The sequence below is a fragment of the Nitrospira sp. BLG_2 genome (genome assembly GCF_049222245.1).
In genome coordinates this window covers 1-19,848 of the sequence record NZ_JBLYIG010000753.1, presented here as the reverse complement: position 1 = coordinate 19,848, position 19,848 = coordinate 1, and the positions used below count along the sequence as shown (strand labels likewise).

Below are 19,848 nucleotides of genomic sequence, written 5' to 3'. Positions count from 1 at the left end.
AGCATGAGACAATTAGTCGGCGACGCATTTATGCGTCCATTCGAGCAAGGAAGCCGCATACAATCCAACCAATCGTTAGCTAGAAATCGCAATATGCGGACAGACCTAATGCCGATGCAAGTCGCCTCGCGCATTGAGTACCAGCGCCAGCGATTAAAACAGATGGATGAGCGTATAAGACAAAGCCAAGACCGGCTTAACGAGCTGCAACGTCAGTTTAACGCAAAATTCCCTTACTACATCAAGGGAATAGAGATATCACAGCGCAACTCAGATTTGAAAGCTCAACAACTTGACCAAAATAACAAGGCTTATGACTTAAGAGCCAGAAAGGCGGGTGTAGCCCAGCAAACTGATTTCCCCACTGGTGAAAGCGGCATGACGACACTGTTAACCCAAAAAGACATGTCTAAGATGCAGGATGTTATCAACGCATGGCCACAAATGAAGTCGGTGCTTGCTCAAATTCAGCAAGGGGCTAAGTACTTTGTCAATAACCCTGATGGACTCAAAAAGTACATGAGCGCATTAAGTGCAACCTGGACGGGTCATGCCAGTAAAGGCCAGGAAAAGCTGCTTGAGCAGGTCGGTGTATCAAGCAATGCAATTGTGCAGTTGCAAGAGCTCCAGATGTCTTTAATGAATTTACCCAAGTTGCAAGATACTTACAATGCTACAGAAGCCCTGTTTACACCGCACAAAGGTGAGACGGTGCAATCATTTATGGCCAGGACAAATGCCGTAACGCGTGATAACGCCTTGCGTTATCATCAAGCCATATTTAACACCCAATTTGGTGTGCCCGCCGATAATAACGCTGAGCATGCACGTGATAATTATGTGACCCAGCAATTAGCTAACGACCCCTTTTTAAAACAGAACCAGCAAGACTTTGAAGCGATGAGCCAGCGAGGGAAAGGAAATGCTAACTCTCCCTTGATGCCTAGCTCTCCACCGCCGCCTATTATGTCGGGGCAGAATGGAGACTTTATTACTACAAAGGCTGGCAACCAAATTCCAATGGACAGTATTTCCCAGTATGCCAAGTCAAACAATATGTCGCTTGAAGATGCGATTAGCCACGCTTCGGAGAATTTTTAATGGCTGGGCGCGTTATATCTTTACAAGAATTAATGGCTCTTCCGCCTCCAGAAAAAAAAGCGGCGACAGCACAAGAAATACCTTCCAGCGCAAATAAGCCGACTGGGCGCGTAATTAGTATGGATGAGCTGATGGCGTTGCCTCCCCCTCCGCGCCAGGCATCACCGGAAGAGGCTCCTAAGCCGCCTTCTCCGCCTGATAGTGGGTTTATTTCCCATGCGTTTGGCAGTAACTATTGGCCAAAAGGGCACGGCGAAAGCTCGGATATGGATAGGCAAGCGGTCAAAGCGGGCGCGTCTGAAAATTTAGCCGAGCTAACACGGCTTTTAACCAATGTGGGGTTTGATGCGTCAGTAGCCCAATACGCACGCAACATGGCCGACCAGCAAAATGAAAAATATGACGAGATGGACCCAAATTTACAACAGGCTTTAACAAAAGCGGTGTCCAAGTATGGTCTTGCCGCCCTGGAAGCCGCAGCAGCCATATCAGGAGCTGGAGAAGTTCTGGCAGGGCTTGGGACGTTTGCCTCTGGGTTTGAGGGGGTAGCCTCACTTGCCGCTAAAGCAAGCAAGGCGGTTCCAGCAGTTGGCAAGTTTGCTAAAACAATCAAGAACTCAGGGTCTTTTGGTGCTCAGGTGGCTAGAGCGCTACCAGAGGGCGCCGCGTTTGGAGCTATTACCGCAGACCCTGATGAGGATATATCTACAGGCGCTGCTATAGGAGCAGGGTTAACCCCTCTAGGCGTGGGCGCTGGCATGATTTTATCCAAATTATTAGGGCATGTTTCCGAAGCTGCCGCCAAAGCCAGAATGGCTGACCAAGCCACTAAATCCACTGAAGAAATGGAGCAGGTCTTAAAAGATAATCCTGGCGATGATACGCCTATTATGCTTGGGCAAGCTCTTGGCAATGAGACCATTCACAAGCTTGAAGTAAACGAGATACCCGAGCGCGCAGGACATGGCGAAAAGGCTATGAAAAAGTTTAAAAAGATAAAAGAGAATCTGGCGGTGCAGGCTAAAGACCTTGGCGAGAAATTAGGAATCGGTCGTTATCCTGATGGCGAGCGAGGGGCCAATGAACCGCTAGTAGTTGATGGCTCTATTACGCCTCACGACATTTCTTTACAGCTTGCGGAAAAGGTTAAAACCCATGCCGATGCTATGAAAAAGCAAAAGCAGGAGCTTTTTAAAGAGTCTGACAAAGCCGCGGCAGATGTTGATTTTACAGTACCTTTGACCAAGTTTAGAGCCGCCGCGCAATCAAAGAAGGGGAACCTTGAGCGCATCTTTAACAAGACCGGTGTGGGTTCTCCTGCGTCAAAATCGCTAAAAATGCTAAAAAGCATCCTTGATAAAACGAACATTGAGGGGAGAAGGATAGCCCAACAAAACAAGCTTAATAACATGAATGACGCTGTTTATGAGGGCTTTAACTTTTTAGATGCTGCTAACAAAGAGCTTGAGGAAAAATTAGCCACAAAAGAGCATTTTGCTAGGAAATTCGAAGAGGCCGACCAACGTTTAGCTAATGTTGGCCAAAAGCACCGAAATAATATCGCTGACTTTGATTCTGAATCATCAGAAAGAATAAGGGTGGCGCAGAAAAACCTTGAAGAAGCTAAGAAGGACTATCAGACAGGCAGCGGAATTTATAAAACCGCGCAGTCCAGAAAAAAAATAGCTGATGCAGAAAAAGAGCTTGCTGATGCCGAGAACGACCGGATTGATGGGCTAGCTAAGCGCGATAAGGAGGGACTAAAGAATGTACGTGCCGCCGAAAAAGCAAGAGATGCCGCCAAGGCTGAAGCTGAAAAGCATAGCAAAGCCTATAGTGACACGATAAAAAAGGTTGTTCCAGATATGGATGACGTGAGAGAAAGCATTGATAACATTATCAACCTGGGCGACGAAGAGTTCAAGAAGTTATTAGAGATGCCTGCTGAGCATAGCATTGATTTAAAAACAGCAGATTTAACTAGGCATCATTTAGGATTAAAGCATGCCGATGCTGTAGCGGCTGATAAATCAAGTGAAGCGGCAACATACGCTTCCCTTTTAGCGGCCATCGCTGACGATATTGATACAGCAATCGAAAAAGCTCCCACCAACGTAAAGCGCGCTCACGACAAGGCCATGGATTTTTATAAAGAAAAAATCGTGCCTTTATTTGATAAAGATATTCGAAAAATCATCAAGAAGAAAGCTGACCCAGACAAAATTGCCGAAACTTTTTTGCCTTTAACAAAGACGGGTAAATATCAGATTACTCAGCTTGAATCGATGGTAAACCACATCCCAGACACCTCTAAGCTTTTGCTTTCGCACGCGCTAAAAAATTCACTAGAGGAAACCAACACAGGGAGATTATTTGTTGCGCCGACAAGATTAGAGAAGGTTTTAAGCGAAATTGGCGATGAGCGTATGGGCCTTCTCCTTGATAAAGCGGGGCTAGATTCCCCAAAGGGTGATATCCAGGCTGAAATTAAACGCTTCAAAAACAATATGGATAATGGCCGAGGAGCCTTTGAGCGTATGGCAAACCCACCGACCGGTCAGAAAAATACAGGGCCTGGCATGTCGGTTGCGTTCATGAACTATATTCGAGACTTATTAGACCATCTTACCGCTTCCGATTATAAAGGCGTTGCAGGGAGGCTTGCCTATACACTGGGCAAATACTCTCAGTACCGAACAATTAATGACTCAAGAAAAACGCTTGAAGATATTATTAAGATTAGGCGCGGTCTTAAAATTAAGACATCCCTTTATCACAAGCTTTCTCAAGCCCCCAAACACGCCGGTAAGCCCGTTGGCTTATTCTCCACCGCCATACTGAATAATGAGGATGATGACTAATGGCTACTTCTTATGTGTTGCCCGCCAATATTGCGTACTACGTATTAACCAAGCAGGGGGTTCCTGCGGCTAATGGGTATATGCTCACCAAGAATAATGATACAGGCGCACCGCAGGCCACTTATTCTGACCCTGCTGGCACGATTGCCAACCCTACACTCATTGAATTTGGGTTAGATGGTGCGCCGCCCTACCCTATTTACCTAAGGTCAGGGGATGGTTACCCGTTATATCGGTTGGAAACCTATTCAGAGCAGGGCGAGTTAATTCGTGTGGCTACAAACCAGCCATCCCAAGGCGGTGCTGGCGGTGGCGACATTACGGTTAATAACAATGTGGTTAACTATTTTCTCAACCCTCAGTTTAGCTATTGGAGCGAAGGTTTGTCCTTCGCTAATACAGACCTTTCGGTTGGCTCAACGCAAATTGCTGATGAGTGGCTATACACCCGCGCCACGACCAATGCGACGGTGACGATTTCAAGGGCCACCTTTTTGCCAGGTGAAAACTTGGTCCCTTATTCGCCGCCTTATTATTTGGCTTACAACTGCACAGCAGCTGGCACAGACTCTGATAATTACGTCAGCCAGCGGTTTAATACCGTACAAATGCTTAACAACCAGGCGGTAACGGCGAGCGTCTATGCGTCCGTATTGACCTTAGGTGGCATCTCTGAGTTAACGTTAGTGTGCATTCAGCACTTTGGCGCGGGCGGTAGTGCAACCGTAATTACACCCATCCAAACGTTCGCTATAAATGATGGGTGGCAGTCATGCTTAGCCGCGTTCACTGTTCCCAGCATCGGCGGTAAGGTCATTGGTTCCAATGGAGACGATTACTTAGAGCTTGCGTGGCAGTTTAAGTCTAACCAGATTATCAGCGTCGGCCTTGTGGATGCCTGTTTTGTGTCCGGCACTTTCTCAGCATCGATGTTTGCTTATCTGTCGCCTGAGCAGCAGTACGCTGAAATCTTGCCTTATAACTTGGCAGGCCAAGACACAGACCAAGGGACAAATTTAGTCGGCAAGAAGGACTGGGGAACTTTGGAAACCTGGTGCCAAGCCGTACAATCTACAAACTTTCTTATCGGTTGGGATTTATACAACAACCCAAATCAGATGGGCGAGACTATAGCTTCGTGCGACAACGGCCAATACATTGCTGACCAGACTATCTTGCTCAGTGATGGTGATGGAATTGTAGCTAAAAGTAGCTTTATAAGCCAACCTTTAACGCTAGAAGTGCTACAAATCGGTAAAAAGTTCGGTATCTTTCAGATTATTGAGGACGTTAATAGCGCAAACTTGCGGGCGCAAATAGCGTCTGTATGCTGTTCGCTATACGCTGATAGCACTGTTACCGTCAAGGCCGCTATTGTCGGCTGGAGCGGATTAGCAGGAGCTGAGCCTCGCCAAGCGTGGGTGTCAGCAAGCTTGCCTGGTACTGACCCCATGTTAGCAGCGGGTTACACTTATCTAGGCGTTTCAGATGCCTTTACCATTAATAGCGGCACGTCTTATCCGCAGTTAGGCTATTTAAACAATGTATCGATGGGTGGCTACACGTCTTACGGTGTCATCATCTGGAATGATGGTGTCGAGCTTGGTGTTTCCGGAAAAATTTATTTTCAAAATAATGCCTTGACATTAGGTAATTCTGCCTTCTTCCCGACCCCATTACCCTTTCAAGACGTGCTTTTAAAGTGTCAACGCTATTACCATCGCACCTATTCCTGGCGCGAACCTTTGGCCGTGGGAGCGATTACCGGCTTTAAATCGCAATGCTTTTACCCGCAAACCAACTGGCAGGTTGGCACAACGATTAAGACTATATTCCCCACGGATTTGGTGATTCCAGGCGTCATCACAACGACAAGCTCTAACCTGTCGGCTAACTACTATTTTCCCGTTGAGATGGTTAAGGCCCCTGAATTACGCTTTTTTGACCCAGATACTGGCGTCGAAGGCCAAGGCAAACTATTTATCTCAACGCTTGGCAATCTCATTTATTCAAGCGGTTCTTTTGATGTCGCGATACAGCCTTTTGCGGGCAATACGCGGTCAGTACCTTTGTATTTCCAAGGCACGTCAGTTACCTACGGGTCGGACGGGACAGGCGTTATTGAAAATGCACCTATTATCATCGTCAACGTTGTAGCCGACGCGCTACTAGGAGTTTAACTATGTCAATTTTTGTCCCTGGTCAGCCTATTTTAGGGTTTGAAGCGCCGATTTCGATTGCTCCCGTTCAGCAACTACGAAGCGTAGTGCTTAACGAGAACTTTTACGGCAGAAGCCCACAAACTAACTCACTTGATGTTGTGTTAAGTCGCGTCATTAATGCAGCGGTTGATATGAGCGCGCCAGGAGCCGACCGGTTTATTACCTACAAGGCCCCTTCTGGCGAGCAGCTGACTTGGTATGTCAACGCATCGGGTTTTACCCCGATTAACATGCTAGGCATTATCGCGATAGGCGCTGCTATCGACGCAACAAGCCTACAATGGGGAATTTAGATGCTATTTTACGCTATTAATTGCTCAATACTGCGCGGAAATGGCGATACGTCAGGCATTAGTCCGCCGCCCACAGACCAGGTGTACGCGCAAGGATTTATTGATGGCGATATAAACGGCTATGCCGATACCTTTTTAGACAACGGCGAAAACTATAGGAGAAACTATTAATGCCAAATGTTAGTTTGTGGACACGCGTTATGGTTGAGCAGAGTCAAACTCAAACTTTACCCGCATTAAAAGGGATTACAGCATCTACTTACGGGGTTGGAAATGGCGTGTTTGCATTTGTCCCAGGCCTTGGTCTTTTTCAATACGAGCCGTCATCAACCGCCACTGGCGATGATATTAACGTGGTACAGCCCACGACAGGGACAGGACGATGGCTAAGAGTGACTCAAGCAGCCCCTACCGTGAACGCCGCGGGGCAACTATTATCTTCAAATATTGCCCCAGGGATTTATGAAGTTACTGTTAGCGGTGACGGGTCTGCTGACTATTTAACCATTTACGATGCGCTTGTCGCGGGCTATCGACGCATAGCAGTTGTTGGCAATACGATAGAGACAAACTCTTTTGTCTTTGATGACTCAGCCTATTACATAAGTTTATATTTGATGTCAGACATCAAAATAGACTGCGGCAATGTCGACAACTTATATGATGCCTCAACGAATGGAGCGTTCGTTGAGTTTACGGTTAACGGGGTGGGCAACCCCCTAAGTTCAGGGTTTATCTGGTCGCCCAATACTAACAAGACACTATTTAATTTTTTGTCAGCACAACCTGGCAGTCGATTAACGCTTAATCGAGCTTATATTGACGCAAGTGGCGCAAGCCCGATTAATTACGCCGCGTTTCGCGGTGGTCTTGGCGTCAGCATATTTGGCGATTACTCAGGCTTTGGCGTGTCTGACTCTGATTCGCTTTTTATTCAAGCGGACAATGTTTACCTTGTAAACCCCATCATTTTTGGCGGAGGTAACAGCTGCTCATCAGTTATTTACTGCCCAACAGCAGAGATATGCACGCTTGTTTTGCCTGTTTTTGTTAACCAGTTTTCACCTACGGCACCTGTTGTGAGTGCTCGTTTTCTTAACATTGACGGGGCTTATAATGCCTCGGGGTCATCGTTACCGCTGTATGGCCTAGAGGCGTCAATCAATAACATCAAAGAGCGCCCAGGGGCGAATGGATTTAAATTAACCGTTGATGGCAACAGCTTTGTAAGCAATTGTTACCTACCGAACGGTGTAGTAAAACTATCGTCAACATCGACATACACTGAGATAAGCGACAGCGTTTTGGGCGACTTGGACGAGAGCGGCAACCCCACTGAAGGTGCAACAAATATTTGCAACGTCACATTTACTAATTCTCAGGATTTTGGTACTGGTGAAAAAGTCGCATGGAATTTAGTTAACGTTAGCGCGCTTGCAGATTGTCAGATTTCAGGACGTGACGTGACCTGGAATGGAGGCGCGCTAGGGACTGCATCAAATTCATTTAATTTGACAATTAATGCGGGTGCAACCAATGCGCTTGTAACTAATCTGCGCACTAATTCCGCAATCACAAACAATGAGCCGAGCGCGATGCTTGGACTTAATCCAATTTTTTCTTAGGGGGTCACATGGGCAGTCAATTTATTTACAACAACGTTGAGATTGCAAGCGATGGGTCAGGCATTATCGCTCCCGCTGTGAGCTTAACCGGAGCTATTGTTAATAGCGACCAAGCGGCCACTAAACAGTATGTTGACACTGTTGCAGGTGGCGGAGGTCCACCATCAGGCCCAGCAGGCGGCGCATTAAGTGGCACTTATCCTAACCCTTCTCTTGCAGCGATTGCGGCGCAAAGATTACTAGGAAACGCTACAGGGAGCGCGGCATCTCCCAGTGCTATTCCACTTGGCGTGGGTTTGGCTTTCTTATCGGGCGCATTAGGCGTATCAGGCGTTGTGCGCCAAGTCAGAAGTCAATCTTTTTTTGGGACTGTTGGCGCGCAAACTTATACCCCTACCCCTGGGATGCTGTTCTGCATTGCTATTTGCGCCGGCGGCTCTGGGGCTGGAGGGGGTGTTATTGGCACATCTGCCGCTCCTTATGCGGCTGGGTCTGGTGGGTGCTCAGGTGGGCTGGCAATCGCTGTATTATCGGCCTCCCAAATCGGTACATCTATTACAATCCAAGTCGGCACCGGCGGGGTTGGTGTTGCAGGAGCCGATGGCACAGATGGCACCTCATCTTTTATTGGTTTATCACCCGTACTAGTTAATGCTGCTCCTGGAGCCGGCGGGAAGGCAATGGCAGGGGTAGCTCTTGGCACGCAGGCTGTTTCGTCTGCACCATCAACGGTTTACACGCAAACCGGCAACATTACGATACCTGGCAATGATGGTGATCCAGGGATCGTTTATTCTTCCTCGCTTGTCGTGCCTGGAGCCGGAGTTCCTGGCCCATGGGGTGGGCAACGAAGAAGCGCACCCAATACAAACGGCAACGGCTTAAATGCAATCACATTAGGTGGCGCAGGTTCTGGCGCATGCTCAATATCGGGCGACAATAGCTTTGCAGGTGGTAATGGTTCACGTGGGTTTGTCTACATCATTGAATTTATAGGATAGATGGTAAGAAGCTATTATCGCCGCATGAGGAATGGATTAGTACCGGGGAACCCCATTCGGCGATAGTCTCATAGCCATACCAGAGAGATATAACTCAACTATACTCTTAATCTATACAGGTTGTCAACTTATGAGCGATATTTTTAAGTCTGGCTGGCGGCCATTTATCGGCTGGTCCTGCGGTGTGCTGCTGCTCGCCTTTTACGTGCCTCAGTTTGCATTAGCCGCCTATCTGTGGCTTGGGATGTGCTTGCAAACCCACACGCTGCTGCCGTACCCATTACCGGCGGACAACATTAATAATTTGGTGTACGCTATTTTAGGCCTTGGCACACTAAGAACGTTCGAAAAAACGAGGAGAAAAACAAATGGCAAAACTTAACGCCAAAGCGCGCAAAAAGATACCCTCTAGTGAATTTGGCATGCCAGGTGAGCGCAAATACCCGATGCCCGATAAAAGCCATGCAGCCAACGCTAAAGCAAGGGCTACGCAGATGGTAAAAAAGGGTAAACTATCTCAAGCTAGCGCCTCAAAAATCAAGGCTAAGGCTGACCGTGTCCTGGGCAAATAGTGGACAGCATCAGCAAGCACAAAGACATTCTGAGCATCGTTATTGCTATCTTAACGATAGTCGGGATGTTTTACAAAATGGCGAATTTTATCACCATGGTTGATGCTCGCCTGATGGTGCTTGAGTCGACGTCCAAAGATATGAAAAAGGATTTACACACGATTGTGCAAGACCAAGCCAAATCTATTATGGCTACGACCACCGAACTGAAAGTGTTTGAGGCTCAGACCAACCAGAGATTAACCACGCTAGAGGCCACTGTGGGGCCTCCCCAAAAGAGCACTTAAGAGAGTTAATAGGGTGATTTGGCCGATGAGGAATAGTTCCCACCCCCACAGGGCACTGGCAAACGCAAGCGCCCCCATATTTGTTCCACCAATGACAAGGGCAGCGACACTTATAGACGTGCGCCGGTGGGTTATTAATGTCTTCAACTCCTGACACCACGATGCGTCCCGCGACTGGCTCTATCGTATAGCCACCTAGCTGTTCCCCTATACTATTTTCCATTTTCATTTGCTACTTTCCGCTATCTCTTTAGCTTTTTCTTTCATCCACTCATCGGCCAGCTTTGCGGCGTTCTGCGGCAGCTTTTCTATTGCAGGGGTAGCAAGGGCTGGGATGACGTACATGGCGGCCAGCGTTTGGGGGGAAGGTATCAAGTTAGCAGTAGTAAGCATTAATAGCGAGATTACCAGCTGCCCTACAAACCATTTTTTAGTTTTACCCCTCGGAGAGTCATATATATCGTTTTCGTATAAGCATATACCGCCTGGTATTACCAACAACAAAAAGCCAATCAGGCCAAAGCCTAACAGCGAATTTTTAAACCCACCAATGGTGCCAATTAAATATATATCAAATGGTGTTATCATGCTCTCTCCTTTGTGGTATCTTATTTTTCAATTTTAACACAACACCAGAGAGGGAGCAACCATGAATAACGTACCGCTTGATGATGACTTTTATGATTTTATTAAGGGGTGGGAGCAGTTTAGGGGTAAAGCCTATCCAGACGAAGGTGGCATACCGACCATTGGGTACGGAACGACGGTTTACAATCGCGGGGAACTCGTTAAGATGGGCGATATGATAACATTGGAAGAGGCAGAGCATGAGCTAAAAGAGGGATGCAAGTCTTATTATCGTCACATGCTTAAAGTGTTGAAAGCCGAGCAATCTAAAAGACAGTTAATAGCTCTTTTAAGCTTATGCTATAATATTGGCGTTCCAGATTTTGTTGGCTCTACGCTTTTAAAGCACATAAACAGCGGAGTAACGAACAGGGAGGTTATCGCCACCCAGTTTCGCCGGTGGGTGCATGTCGGGCACAAGGTGAGTGATGGCCTTGTTCGCCGCCGAGAGGCAGAAATACTTTGCTATTTTATGGTTGACACCCCAGCTTAGCTTTGCTAAACTTTCTAGCGTTAATGTACGTAACACCTAATTTAGGGCGGTTTTGGTTTTTTGAATTTTCCAGGGCCGCCCTATATTTTCTTTCTCATACCACTATGTCGAGGTCTTTGCTAAATCTCATAATAAAGCCATAACCTAATGCGTCGGCAGTAATTTCATCGTCCTCGCCTAGGTCGCACAGCTTGCGAAATGTTTTTTTATCGTACTCTTGGATCCCCTCCCAATAAGGAGCTTTAAAAGTTTCAGTGGTTATCAAAACCTTGTCAGCATTGGTGTAGACTATAAGCGTGTGATAGTCGCTAACATTATCATTGGACCCCACCAATTTGTAGCCGTTTTGCTCAATAAAAAGGTCAAACTCCATCTTTAGGTTGTCGAATATTATTTTCTTTTTCTGTTCGAGGTTCATCACATACCCCTGCTAATGGTTCTTGGCTCGTTGGCCTGTTCTTGCTCCTCTAAAATGCCATTCCCTCTTTCGATGACGCGCTCTGCGACAGCCACAATCTCGCGCATTGTCATATCTAGCTGTATGATTTGGCGCATGTGAGCGTTAGGGTTGCTGATGTTTTGCATGTTTCTGGCGGTCTCATCCATTCGGTTGACAAACGCCCTAAAAGCCGCCATGGTGCGTGTGTAATCAGCAACCATATCAGGCGGAATGTCGGGGGCAAAGCGGGTAGCGGCTTGCAATACAGGAGGTCTTGGGACGGGCGGAAATGTAATGTTAGCGCGTCTTGTAGTTTCTGGTGAACTTAATGGTCTGTTGTCTTGATTCATAATTTTTCTCCGATTGGTTTAATGGTTAAGTCTACGTAGGGTTCTTCCCCGTCTTGGGCTTTATTTTTTGACAACAACTCCCAGTAGAAGCGGTTGTCGTTGCGGATTACGCCGGACTTTTGTAAGCCGTCCCACAAAAGTTTAGTGTAATTACTGGTGTCGCTTTTCTTGGGGTACTTAAAGTAAAATACCCCGCCTATTGCTAGCTCTTTCTTATCTACCATTTGGTAGGTATGCAGCTTCATTTCAGTCATGAAAATTTTGTACCATTGTATCGCGCATCTTGCCAAACACCTTCTATTGCCTACGTTTTTGTAGGCCTGATTAATAGAGGGCGGCATGGGGATATTAGATATTTTAATGGTTAAATCCTCATCTTGCTGCACGGTAATCACAGCACTACCACACAGTCTTCATGTTCAGGCCTTACCGGCAACAGCTCTTCACCTTCCTCAAATTCACGCCAACTAGCATCCAAGGTCGCCCTTTCCTCGTGAGAGATAGCTGGTGCTGCTGAGCTTTTGCTTTGGATATTACTTTTTATCCGGTCGGTCAGTCGTTGCGCTGCCGTTTTGCTGGTGTCGATAGGCTCGCTTTCAAAGTAGTCTTCCTCGTTTTCAAGTTCAATGATGCTGTTTATCTTCTCAAGCTCATTGAGCTGCTTACATAAACGCTTAACCACTGATTTTCTAGCCATTTCAGTATAAAAATTAACCCACGCGGGGGTCAGCTTTTTATTTTTTTCAATCGAAATCTTTTTAATAACTTCAATTTGAAGTTTGGTCATAATTTCATACTTAACCATCCCACTTGGCAGCGTGGCTTTAGCATAGGCTGCTACTACTTTGCCTTCGCTTCTGTCTGCAAAGATATTTACTCGATGGGACAAAATGGTGGTAGTGCCTTTTTCGCACTGGAAACCTTCATCCTCAAAAACAACGTCGCTTTCAATCGACGTGCCGCATAGTTTATACGCCAAGGTGGCGTAACCACGCCAGCCCACATCGATGACGCATTCATTGCTTTTGACGGTATCATTCCAGCGGTGATATAGATAAATCTGGTTAAACGTATCGACTGGCGTAAGCCCAAGGTCAGCCAGCTTATGAGCGGCAAGCTCAATGCTTTTGGGCGAGCACGTTAATAATTTTTGGTTTTTGCGAACAGCCGATTCAAACATACTCACAAATTTAGCCGCATCTTCTGGGCTGAGTGCTTGTCGTTGTTGTATTGATAGTTTAAATTTATCGCTTTGCAGCAACGCTTGTATATCGTTCATGCTGCCTCCCTGCGACCGCGCAGCGCTTTAATATCTTCGCTTAAATATTCCACCTTAAGCTTGAGCGCTTGGTTTTCTTCAGCCGCTTTCGTAAAGCGTGTTTCAGCATCTTTAAATAGTAAATAATTGTAGTTTTCCGCATCTTTTAGCCCCAGTGATGATTTCTCAAGCGCTGCGTTTTCATGCGCTAATTCGTTGATTTTTCTCTTTAACGCGCTAATTTCGTCGTAAAGAGACTGCTTTGTTTTTAACCATGTTTTTAACATTATTTAAACTCCTAATGTGATTTATTAATAATTGGTAGTACATTTGTTTTTACCTCTCTTGTTGCCATTATTGTTATTGTTGTTATTGTTGTTGTTATTTGTTTAATCTTATTCTTATATCGTAAATTCTATGACTTATATATGCTCTCTATCGCAATAGGTGGGCATGTTACCATTAAGGTTTCTGTTTATTGCCACCGCTAACGCGTTTTCGCCGATTTCGCGCGGGTTTAGCCCGCAGGGGTTATCTTCTGTCAACTGCTTTGTAATTTTCTTAACCTCGTTGTAAAATTGACTTTTATCCATCTCTGAAAAGCCTCCTTCCCTGCCTTCTAAGATAAGCGTCCCCTCTTCATCGTTGGCATAAACCTTGTTCCAGCCTATCTCATATAATATTGTGCATTCATCATTAATATAGCTTTTAACCTCTTCGAAATATTGGTCTATTTTTTTATCAAAAATGTCTTGTATTTTCATTGGTTTTTAAAATCCCTTACAAATACTGCGAACAATGGAGACTCATCTAGCATTTTTCGAATCGTCAGTTCTGTGCTTCTTGCCATGCTTTTAATGATATAGTCATCCCCCACCTCATACAGCATGTGGCTCATTCTAAACTCGTGAAGTTCGTCCTTTTCTTTGTATTTTAGCTTTTTATCGACAGCTTTTTCGTACTCTTCTTTCTGGCATTCTGTTAATATTTCCCTCCTTTTTGTAGCCAAGTCATCTGCCAGCATTTTGCAGTTATAAACCATTGTTGAGCACAAATAGTCATTTGACTTAAAACAGGCTTGAACCACAACCCATTGCATCGTTTCATACTGCCCCCCGTCGGTGCAGACCTGCCCAAACCTATTAGTCACCTGGACAGTTATGCCATCTTTGGTTTTAAATTTAAGGCGCGGTGATTCGCCCTCGTAAGTTTCCTCTATCATTTTACGAGAAACCTCCGACTTGTATTGGCCGACATATAGTCATTGTAAATGTCTGGCTGCTCATCTTTTAACGCTTTAATGTCAAGACGCGTAACCGTGCAGGGTTTCCACGTGGCCAGCGTTACACCGTGCAGCTGGATAGTTTCGTTATCTTTCATTCTGGTTTGCACGCTGCATTTTAAGCCTTCGATTTGTTGCTCAAAGTTTTTGATATGTCCTTGCAACTCTTTGATTCTAAAGAGCATTGAGGATAGCTCTTCGTCAGCTTCTATCGTTGTGTCCGGATTGCTTTTGCGGTAAAGCTCTCGCACATCGTTGGCATTTTGTGGCTCAGGCGGGACCTTGGTCAACACGTGGTTATTCCAAAAGTCAATTCCTGCCTGCATCAGCTGTGCCTCTAAGTCTTTATCTCGATTATACGTGTAGACTTTAAGCTTAAATGGCGAATCAACAACGATATCAAGCACATCACAATCAATGACCATGCAGTACCAAGCGGCTTGGCATTTGATGTAATCTGGCACTTCAAAGGTTCCCTCTTCGCCCCACTCTTTGCCGATTATGGCAGGCGCTTTGCATTCGAGGATTTTTGCTGGCTTCGTCTGAGACGATAAGGATTGCCCCCCTGCGATAGGTCCTTTAGACTTAAAAAACACGTAATCGGGGTGGGCATAAAAATAGGGATGCTCTTTATGCCTAAAAAAACTATCTTGCATCGCAAGGTAATTTTCTTTGTTATTAACGTAATCGGTTTGATTAAGATATTCCTCGATAAGAAATTTCTCAAGATACAAGCCCCGCTTTTGTATATACTGCGGCTCAAAGTGCGATACGCCGTTAACCTTTTCATTGTACACATCAAATGCGGTTAAAAAGGGGTGCACGCCGCAGATTGCGCCGATGTCGTGGCCGCCTAAGCCTGTGGTTCGCTCATTCTTCGCCAATTGTGGCTCTATAGTCTTTTCTTGGGACATCTTCTGGTAACTCCTGTGATTCTATGTAGCACCGATTATTTTTATCGTAGATAGCATGTTTTTTGATAAAGCGTCGATACACTTTAAGCCAAAAGCTGCGGTCGTTAAAAATTACGGTGGTTAATGGGGTAATATCATCGCGATGAAGGTGCTTCTTTCGGATGATAGCTCTAATTCTTCCTGGTACGTAGGCTTGTAAATATTCCTCCACTGTTATTTTAAGTTGCTCAGCTTTAGGGGCTAAGATTTGTCGTTTAATAAAGTCAAACATGCTTTCGCCAGGCCTTGGCTTTATGGGGTAGCCCACAAAGTCCTCATACTCAAGCTCGCCGTTGCTTAAGCTAATCAGGGCAGCTTGCGCTGCGGGGGAAGGATAGCCATACCCTTTGTCCCACATTGTCACCAAGCCACGATTGCCGCCTAAATAAACGCCTAGCGAGCTACGGCTTCCGTGCCTGAGCGCCATGTTTAAAATGATGCCCATCACCTCTTTTGAGACGATGCGCGAGGCATTTTTGTTCTTTTGTTTTGCCATTTTTAATTACAACCTTTTGTCGTGCTATTATTGTTTGTATTTTATCAAACAAATAATGATACGTCAATCACAATTTTCCTTATTTTCAGTAAAAAATGAGTGGTTTCTAGGTCTGTGGTTTTCAAAAGTCGCAAAGACGCTGATAAAGTCAAGCTTGACCATTCCCGTGGGTCCGTTGCGGTGTTTAGCGATTATTAGCTCGGCGGTGCCTTTGTCGTTAGAGTCCTTGTTATACATCTCATCGCGATAGACAAACGCGATTAAATCAGCATCTTGCTCAATGGCCCCTGAGTCACGCAAGTCAGACATGATGGGTCGCTTATCAAGTCTGCTCTCAACGTTTCTGCTAAGCTGCGACAGCGCAATCACGGGCACATTAAATTCTTTTGCTACCGCTTTTAAGCTCCGTGATATCTCGGATATCTCAAGCACTCTATTTTCCTGCTTGCGCGGAGAGTGCATAAACTGCAAGTAGTCGATAATAATAAGCCCTATGTCGCCATGCTCTTTTATAGCCCTTCTAACGCGCGATTTAAGCTCAAGCGGTGTAAGAGTTGGCGTGTCATCAATAATGATTTTAGCGGTCTCTATGATTGCCATAGCAGACACTACGCGCGCCCAGTCATCACTGGTCAGCTGCCCTGTGCGCAATCGGTGTTGGTCAATACCAGCAAGGGATGCAATCATGCGGGTTGATATAGCTTTTGAGGGCATCTCTAAGCTAAAAATGAGGACGGTAACGCGCTTTGTTGTGTTAAGTGCGGCATACTGGGCAATATTCATTGCAAGCGCGGTTTTGCCCATGCTGGGGCGACCAGCGATAATGACTAGGTCAGCAGGCTGAAATCCAGCTGTAAGAGCGTCCAAGTCTTTAAAGCCGCTGGCAACCCCCGTGATTGACTCGTTTCGCTCTGACATCATCTCAATATCGGCAAGGGCTTCCTTGGCTGCCTCTAATAGAGTCTTTGGCTTTATCTTGTGTGCGCCAACAGTGCTAAGGTCAAAGATAGTCTTTTCAGCGTTTTCTAGCGCGTCATGCGCTTCCTCATTTTTTGAGAGGATGTCTTCAAGAATTTTACTAGCGGTTAACGCTATTTTTCTCTTGATTGACTTTTCTTTAACAATGTCAGCGTAAGCAACAACGTTCGCCGCACTGGGAGTATTTTTGGAAAGCTGGAATAGGTAAGCGTCCCCGCCTACCTCGCCAAGCTCTTTTTTGTCTCGCAGGACGTTTGAGAGCGTGACGGTATCAAGCGGCTTATTGTTTTTAACAAGCTCTGTGAGCGCGCTAAATATAAGCTGATGGCCTTTTTTAAAAAAGTCATCTGTTGTAATGATGTCATTGACTACATCAAATCGTGCTGGGTCGAGCAGTAACGCCCCGAGCACTGATTGTTCTGCCTCCACGGATTGAGGCATTGTTGGTAATGTTTGCATGTAACACCTATAGTAGCAACTGTTAGTTTAATCATATTTTTTCCTATCATTTTGGTTTTTTGGTTTTAATTGTTGTATTTATCTATTGTTATTATTGAGATAGTGCTCTTATCCTAGCTCTTGATTTAGCCCGTGTCTGTAAGCATTTTCTGGTTTTTAAAAAATTAATTTAAAGCTTTCTTTCATTCTCCTGGTAAGTTTTTAAACCAATTTTTAACATAAGCGTTAAGTTCGACAGGCGACATACTTCTAAGTTTTTTAAAGTTTTCAATAAAGCACGGGTCGCAGATAAGCGGCTTTCTTTTTTCGATAGCCGCCCCGCATTTTTTGCATACGCTTGTCATGTTTTATCTCCCATTAAGGTGCCACTGTATGTACTTCTCCATGCAGTCAACCGCATGGGCAATGGCAGTGTCCGCCTCATTTTTTATACTTTCCTCGTCGCTTCCGTCATAAAAAAAGATAGGATAAGAAAACTGTTCCCAAACCCAGCCATCGCAAACAGTATCAAAATTTATCACCATTCCGAAATGTCTTTCTAATACCCAAATTCTTAACTCAAGCTTTTGGCCATCTTTATCGGGCAAGATGATAAACATTTCGTTGCTATAATCGTGCTGGTCTGGATTGAGCAGCCCAACCCATTTTCTGTTCTTAAAGCGCTCCTCGACGGCGCGATTATATTCTTCGGTTATCTGTATGGTTAAATCTTCGTAATTCATTTTTTTATTCTCCTGGGGTTTCGTCAACATCGTCTGCTATCATTTCTAAGTCTTGGCTGCACTTTTCGCAAATTATTTCAAATGTGCCGCTGCCGCCTCCCTGGGTGAGGGATATTTCTGTTGAGTGATTTCCGCAGCCACGGCACAGGTAAACTATATAGTCAGTCATGATTTTCTACCCCTCTGTTTAAGCTTTTTGTGTGCTCCAACCTGTTGACAACCTCATTAACCGCTAGATCGGCAATAAGCTTTAAGTTGCGCCAGAAGCCGTACAGCGCAGCGGGATTGTCTTTTAACGCTTTGCGATCGTCATAGATTTGCATTTCAAACAGATGCAGTTCGTGGGGCGATTTGTCTTTCCAGTATTGCACCTCAACGTCAATCGTTACGCTGACCCCCCAATTTTGATTAAACGTGTATATTTTTATAGTTTCCGGATATTCAGACTTTTTGTTTTCAATTTTGAAAGGTGCCCCGTACGAGTCTGGCTTTATAACAGCAAACTGGCCAATAGCTTGATACAGCCCCTCTTTTATCAAGTCGTTTATCTGTTCGGGTAGTGATTTTTCAGTCATTTTCATCTTCCTCGTGGTTACTTTGTGATTTTTTTTTCAGCTTGCGATGCTAGCGCGCTGAGCAGTCCGAAAATTCCGCGAGCTTCTGATGTCCAGTTTGCTGAGTAGTCAATATCTGGAGCTTCAGAATCGTTATCGTGTAGCTTTTCGTCTTTGCGTATCTCTTTTATCTTTTTAGTCATTGCTTTCTCCTTGGTTAATTTCTTGGGCTTTGCAAACGTTACCGTGTAACTTTTAGCCCAAGGGTCATATTTAGTCATTATTTCCCCCTTTAGTTTTTGCTGAACAAATATGTTGGCATACAAGGTAATGCTTTTGCGCCAAAAGTGGATGCTTACCCAAAAAAAAAGATGCTAATCGCTGGTATTTGAGAGCGCTGGATATAAAGATCTCCTTAGGGGTTACCTTGTTTGCAGCATCTAAGTATTCATTAAGCGGTACCCATCGTCTTAGCCTTGCAAGCATTTTCTTGTTTTTTTGTCCGTGACGTAAATAGGGGATAATCAAGAGCTGGGACTTTATGTCATCGTATTCCCAAATCTCGTATGACATCCCCTTTGCTTCCTTTATTAAAGGCTCATCAAGCGGCACAGCCAAGCCTAAAAAGGTAAACCCGTTGTTAAAGTTTTCGTTACGCCAAGAGAATTTCATTGCTTTACCCTTTATTTTGTGTTAGTGTGCGCATGTCACGTGGTAACCGGGCAGCGCGTGATTGTAGTATAACCCAGCGACTGTGCGAGACCAAAGCTGGGAAACGTGGGCGAAGTGTAGAGCGTGGTCATGTCTTAGGTTAAGCATTGTCGTTTGCTTACCCAACGAGGCACTAGCAAGATAGTCTGCACAACGTACGGGCGATTGCAACCTCAATGTTGCAGGACGTACAAAGCGAACTGGGCCTCCCTTTTTTTTGGGCTTGTCCACGGTTTGAGCTTTGCGTTTTAGCCACCAAGCTATAAACGCTAAAAGCGAAACGCTTTTGGTTACCACTCCTACGTTCAAAATTTCCCTTCTTTTTTTCATACAACCTCCAAAATCCTTACTAAAAGTCCAACCTGTGGATAACTCTGTGGATAACCTGTGGATAACTTCATATTCAAATGTTCCACGCTAAAATGTTCCACGATACCTGTGGATAAGTCTGTGGATAACTTTTATATCAGTCCGAACATTGGGGACTGTTTATCGCCTGATGGATAACTTCGCTTACCCCTTGTCGGGGCGAAGTTACCCACAGTCTCTGTCGATGTAGATTCT

At 45.3% G+C, this 19,848-nt stretch carries 25 protein-coding genes; 10 read left to right on the top strand and 15 right to left on the bottom strand.

What is annotated here, in order from left to right:
- Positions 1–3 precede the first annotated feature (3 nt).
- From ACOSYY_RS20215 to ACOSYY_RS20175, 9 genes are all read left to right on the top strand, one after another.
- On the top strand, positions 4–1,101 hold the full coding sequence (locus ACOSYY_RS20215; RefSeq protein WP_421664762.1) for a hypothetical protein: 1,098 nt from the start codon (positions 4–6) through the stop codon (positions 1,099–1,101).
- A complete protein-coding gene (locus ACOSYY_RS20210; protein ID WP_421664761.1) occupies positions 1,101–3,962 on the top strand; it encodes a hypothetical protein in 2,862 nt (953 codons plus the stop codon). The genes ACOSYY_RS20215 and ACOSYY_RS20210 overlap by 1 nt, the downstream gene beginning before the upstream one ends.
- Positions 3,962–6,142: a hypothetical protein gene (locus ACOSYY_RS20205; protein ID WP_421664760.1), complete on the top strand. Its 2,181-nt coding sequence runs from the start codon at positions 3,962–3,964 to the stop codon at positions 6,140–6,142. The genes ACOSYY_RS20210 and ACOSYY_RS20205 overlap by 1 nt, the downstream gene beginning before the upstream one ends.
- A gap of 2 nt (positions 6,143–6,144) precedes the next feature.
- Positions 6,145–6,477, top strand: coding sequence for a hypothetical protein (locus ACOSYY_RS20200; RefSeq protein WP_421664759.1), 333 nt, complete (start codon positions 6,145–6,147; stop codon positions 6,475–6,477).
- 200 nt (positions 6,478–6,677) lie between these two features.
- Positions 6,678–8,102, top strand: a complete 1,425-nt coding sequence (locus ACOSYY_RS20195; RefSeq protein ID WP_421664758.1) for a hypothetical protein — start codon at positions 6,678–6,680, stop codon at positions 8,100–8,102.
- A gap of 8 nt (positions 8,103–8,110) precedes the next feature.
- Complete coding sequence (locus ACOSYY_RS20190; protein WP_421664757.1) at positions 8,111–9,103, top strand: glycine-rich domain-containing protein; 993 nt, start codon at positions 8,111–8,113, stop codon at positions 9,101–9,103.
- 130 nt (positions 9,104–9,233) lie between these two features.
- A complete protein-coding gene (locus ACOSYY_RS20185; RefSeq protein ID WP_421664756.1) occupies positions 9,234–9,485 on the top strand; it encodes a hypothetical protein in 252 nt (83 codons plus the stop codon).
- Positions 9,472–9,675: a hypothetical protein gene (locus tag ACOSYY_RS20180; protein WP_421664755.1), complete on the top strand. Its 204-nt coding sequence runs from the start codon at positions 9,472–9,474 to the stop codon at positions 9,673–9,675. Before ACOSYY_RS20185 ends, ACOSYY_RS20180 begins: the two co-directional genes overlap by 14 nt.
- Before the next feature lie 65 nt (positions 9,676–9,740).
- Complete coding sequence (locus ACOSYY_RS20175) at positions 9,741–9,962, top strand: hypothetical protein (RefSeq protein ID WP_421664754.1); 222 nt, start codon at positions 9,741–9,743, stop codon at positions 9,960–9,962.
- Between the two features lie 225 nt (positions 9,963–10,187).
- On the opposite strand, the gene ACOSYY_RS20170 is transcribed toward ACOSYY_RS20175, so the two are convergent.
- Positions 10,188–10,550, bottom strand: coding sequence for a hypothetical protein (locus tag ACOSYY_RS20170; RefSeq protein ID WP_421664753.1), 363 nt, complete (start codon positions 10,548–10,550; stop codon positions 10,188–10,190).
- Between the two features lie 61 nt (positions 10,551–10,611).
- On the opposite strand from ACOSYY_RS20170, the gene ACOSYY_RS20165 reads away from it, so the two are divergent.
- Positions 10,612–11,082: a lysozyme gene (locus ACOSYY_RS20165; protein WP_421664752.1), complete on the top strand. Its 471-nt coding sequence runs from the start codon at positions 10,612–10,614 to the stop codon at positions 11,080–11,082.
- 94 nt (positions 11,083–11,176) lie between these two features.
- On the opposite strand, the gene ACOSYY_RS20160 is transcribed toward ACOSYY_RS20165, so the two are convergent.
- The 14 genes from ACOSYY_RS20160 to ACOSYY_RS20095 form a co-directional block, all read right to left on the bottom strand.
- Positions 11,177–11,500 carry a hypothetical protein gene (locus ACOSYY_RS20160; RefSeq protein ID WP_421664751.1) on the bottom strand — a complete coding sequence of 108 codons (324 nt, stop codon included), beginning with the start codon at positions 11,498–11,500 and terminating at the stop codon, positions 11,177–11,179.
- The gene (locus ACOSYY_RS20155) at positions 11,500–11,871 is read right to left on the bottom strand and encodes a hypothetical protein (protein ID WP_421664750.1); all 372 of its coding nucleotides are present in this window, start codon (positions 11,869–11,871) and stop codon (positions 11,500–11,502) included. The genes ACOSYY_RS20160 and ACOSYY_RS20155 overlap by 1 nt, the downstream gene beginning before the upstream one ends.
- Positions 11,868–12,266 (bottom strand): RusA family crossover junction endodeoxyribonuclease, encoded by a 399-nt coding sequence (locus tag ACOSYY_RS20150; RefSeq protein ID WP_421664749.1) that lies wholly within the window; start codon positions 12,264–12,266, stop codon positions 11,868–11,870. The genes ACOSYY_RS20155 and ACOSYY_RS20150 overlap by 4 nt, the downstream gene beginning before the upstream one ends.
- Entirely contained in the window at positions 12,263–13,150 is an 888-nt protein-coding gene (gene recT / locus ACOSYY_RS20145; protein ID WP_421664748.1) for a phage-derived integrase/recombinase RecT, read from the bottom strand. Before recT ends, ACOSYY_RS20150 begins: the two co-directional genes overlap by 4 nt.
- A complete protein-coding gene (locus ACOSYY_RS20140) occupies positions 13,147–13,416 on the bottom strand; it encodes a hypothetical protein (protein ID WP_421664747.1) in 270 nt (89 codons plus the stop codon). Before ACOSYY_RS20140 ends, recT begins: the two co-directional genes overlap by 4 nt.
- Before the next feature lie 135 nt (positions 13,417–13,551).
- A complete protein-coding gene (locus ACOSYY_RS20135) occupies positions 13,552–13,893 on the bottom strand; it encodes a hypothetical protein (RefSeq protein WP_421664746.1) in 342 nt (113 codons plus the stop codon).
- Positions 13,890–14,351 carry a hypothetical protein gene (locus tag ACOSYY_RS20130; protein WP_421664745.1) on the bottom strand — a complete coding sequence of 154 codons (462 nt, stop codon included), beginning with the start codon at positions 14,349–14,351 and terminating at the stop codon, positions 13,890–13,892. Before ACOSYY_RS20130 ends, ACOSYY_RS20135 begins: the two co-directional genes overlap by 4 nt.
- Positions 14,348–15,325 carry a YqaJ viral recombinase family nuclease gene (locus ACOSYY_RS20125; protein ID WP_421664744.1) on the bottom strand — a complete coding sequence of 326 codons (978 nt, stop codon included), beginning with the start codon at positions 15,323–15,325 and terminating at the stop codon, positions 14,348–14,350. The genes ACOSYY_RS20130 and ACOSYY_RS20125 overlap by 4 nt, the downstream gene beginning before the upstream one ends.
- On the bottom strand, positions 15,282–15,860 hold the full coding sequence (locus ACOSYY_RS20120) for a hypothetical protein (protein ID WP_421664743.1): 579 nt from the start codon (positions 15,858–15,860) through the stop codon (positions 15,282–15,284). The genes ACOSYY_RS20125 and ACOSYY_RS20120 overlap by 44 nt, the downstream gene beginning before the upstream one ends.
- 63 nt (positions 15,861–15,923) lie before the next feature.
- Positions 15,924–17,297 carry a replicative DNA helicase gene (gene dnaB / locus ACOSYY_RS20115; protein ID WP_421664742.1) on the bottom strand — a complete coding sequence of 458 codons (1,374 nt, stop codon included), beginning with the start codon at positions 17,295–17,297 and terminating at the stop codon, positions 15,924–15,926.
- A 347-nt stretch (positions 17,298–17,644) separates the two neighbouring features.
- Entirely contained in the window at positions 17,645–18,049 is a 405-nt protein-coding gene (locus ACOSYY_RS20110; RefSeq protein ID WP_421664741.1) for a hypothetical protein, read from the bottom strand.
- Positions 18,050–18,180: 131 nt separating this feature from the next.
- Entirely contained in the window at positions 18,181–18,594 is a 414-nt protein-coding gene (locus tag ACOSYY_RS20105) for a hypothetical protein (protein WP_421664740.1), read from the bottom strand.
- A 17-nt stretch (positions 18,595–18,611) separates the two neighbouring features.
- Complete coding sequence (locus tag ACOSYY_RS20100) at positions 18,612–18,854, bottom strand: hypothetical protein (RefSeq protein WP_421664739.1); 243 nt, start codon at positions 18,852–18,854, stop codon at positions 18,612–18,614.
- Positions 18,847–19,245 carry a hypothetical protein gene (locus ACOSYY_RS20095; RefSeq protein ID WP_421664738.1) on the bottom strand — a complete coding sequence of 133 codons (399 nt, stop codon included), beginning with the start codon at positions 19,243–19,245 and terminating at the stop codon, positions 18,847–18,849. The genes ACOSYY_RS20100 and ACOSYY_RS20095 overlap by 8 nt, the downstream gene beginning before the upstream one ends.
- Between the last annotated feature and the right edge of the window lie 603 nt (positions 19,246–19,848).

Excerpts from the sequence above, each read along its gene's own strand:
- ACOSYY_RS20215 (WP_421664762.1), top strand. The coding sequence starts at position 4 with ATGAGACAATTAGTCGGCGACGCATTTATGCGTCCATTCGAGCAAGGA.
- ACOSYY_RS20210 (WP_421664761.1), top strand. The coding sequence starts at position 1,101 with ATGGCTGGGCGCGTTATATCTTTACAAGAATTAATGGCTCTTCCGCCT.
- ACOSYY_RS20205 (WP_421664760.1), top strand. The coding sequence starts at position 3,962 with ATGGCTACTTCTTATGTGTTGCCCGCCAATATTGCGTACTACGTATTA.
- ACOSYY_RS20200 (WP_421664759.1), top strand. The coding sequence starts at position 6,145 with ATGTCAATTTTTGTCCCTGGTCAGCCTATTTTAGGGTTTGAAGCGCCG.
- ACOSYY_RS20195 (WP_421664758.1), top strand. The coding sequence starts at position 6,678 with ATGGTTGAGCAGAGTCAAACTCAAACTTTACCCGCATTAAAAGGGATT.
- ACOSYY_RS20190 (WP_421664757.1), top strand. The coding sequence starts at position 8,111 with ATGGGCAGTCAATTTATTTACAACAACGTTGAGATTGCAAGCGATGGG.
- ACOSYY_RS20185 (WP_421664756.1), top strand. The coding sequence starts at position 9,234 with ATGAGCGATATTTTTAAGTCTGGCTGGCGGCCATTTATCGGCTGGTCC.
- ACOSYY_RS20180 (WP_421664755.1), top strand. The coding sequence starts at position 9,472 with ATGGCAAAACTTAACGCCAAAGCGCGCAAAAAGATACCCTCTAGTGAA.
- ACOSYY_RS20175 (WP_421664754.1), top strand. The coding sequence starts at position 9,741 with ATGTTTTACAAAATGGCGAATTTTATCACCATGGTTGATGCTCGCCTG.
- ACOSYY_RS20170 (WP_421664753.1), bottom strand. The coding sequence starts at position 10,550 with ATGATAACACCATTTGATATATATTTAATTGGCACCATTGGTGGGTTT.
- ACOSYY_RS20165 (WP_421664752.1), top strand. The coding sequence starts at position 10,612 with ATGAATAACGTACCGCTTGATGATGACTTTTATGATTTTATTAAGGGG.
- ACOSYY_RS20160 (WP_421664751.1), bottom strand. The coding sequence starts at position 11,500 with ATGAACCTCGAACAGAAAAAGAAAATAATATTCGACAACCTAAAGATG.
- ACOSYY_RS20155 (WP_421664750.1), bottom strand. The coding sequence starts at position 11,871 with ATGAATCAAGACAACAGACCATTAAGTTCACCAGAAACTACAAGACGC.
- recT (WP_421664748.1), bottom strand. The coding sequence starts at position 13,150 with ATGAACGATATACAAGCGTTGCTGCAAAGCGATAAATTTAAACTATCA.
- ACOSYY_RS20140 (WP_421664747.1), bottom strand. The coding sequence starts at position 13,416 with ATGTTAAAAACATGGTTAAAAACAAAGCAGTCTCTTTACGACGAAATT.
- ACOSYY_RS20135 (WP_421664746.1), bottom strand. The coding sequence starts at position 13,893 with ATGAAAATACAAGACATTTTTGATAAAAAAATAGACCAATATTTCGAA.
- ACOSYY_RS20130 (WP_421664745.1), bottom strand. The coding sequence starts at position 14,351 with ATGATAGAGGAAACTTACGAGGGCGAATCACCGCGCCTTAAATTTAAA.
- ACOSYY_RS20125 (WP_421664744.1), bottom strand. The coding sequence starts at position 15,325 with ATGTCCCAAGAAAAGACTATAGAGCCACAATTGGCGAAGAATGAGCGA.
- ACOSYY_RS20120 (WP_421664743.1), bottom strand. The coding sequence starts at position 15,860 with ATGGCAAAACAAAAGAACAAAAATGCCTCGCGCATCGTCTCAAAAGAG.
- dnaB (WP_421664742.1), bottom strand. The coding sequence starts at position 17,297 with ATGCAAACATTACCAACAATGCCTCAATCCGTGGAGGCAGAACAATCA.
- ACOSYY_RS20110 (WP_421664741.1), bottom strand. The coding sequence starts at position 18,049 with ATGTTGACGAAACCCCAGGAGAATAAAAAAATGAATTACGAAGATTTA.
- ACOSYY_RS20105 (WP_421664740.1), bottom strand. The coding sequence starts at position 18,594 with ATGACTGAAAAATCACTACCCGAACAGATAAACGACTTGATAAAAGAG.
- ACOSYY_RS20100 (WP_421664739.1), bottom strand. The coding sequence starts at position 18,854 with ATGACTAAATATGACCCTTGGGCTAAAAGTTACACGGTAACGTTTGCA.
- ACOSYY_RS20095 (WP_421664738.1), bottom strand. The coding sequence starts at position 19,245 with ATGAAATTCTCTTGGCGTAACGAAAACTTTAACAACGGGTTTACCTTT.